Source organism: Paraburkholderia sp. J76 (assembly GCF_905220295.1).
Lineage (GTDB): Bacteria > Pseudomonadota > Gammaproteobacteria > Burkholderiales > Burkholderiaceae > Paraburkholderia.
The window spans coordinates 1-378 of sequence record NZ_CAJMZJ010000061.1; the positions used below are offsets into that span (position 1 = coordinate 1).

Below are 378 nucleotides of genomic sequence, written 5' to 3' on the forward strand. Positions count from 1 at the left end.
CGCCTCGAGCGTGGATGCCGTGAACGGTTCGCAACTGTACGCACTCGGTGCGAAGACGGACGGCTCGGGCAACCTGCTGAACGCGTTCGTGGCGTATGACGACACGTCGATGAACTCGGTGACGTTCGGTGGTTCGGGCCATGCTCCGGTGGCGCTGCACAATGTTGCAAACGGTGCGGTCAGCGTAGCGAGTAACGACGCGGTGAACGGTTCGCAGCTGTACGGCGTGGCCAGCTCGACGGCCGCAGCGCTTGGCGGCCAGACGAAGGTCAACCCGGACGGCACGATCAGCACGCCCACGTATGCGTTCTCCGACGGTACGTACTCGGACGTCGGTTCTGCGCTGGCTGCAATCGACGCGAAGGCAGAGACGGGCTC

1 pseudogene is annotated in these 378 nt (G+C 64.6%); it reads left to right on the forward strand.

The window, feature by feature from the left end:
- Nucleotides 1-378 (forward strand): annotated as a pseudogene (locus tag U5768_RS31910) (adhesin); the annotation flags it as partial.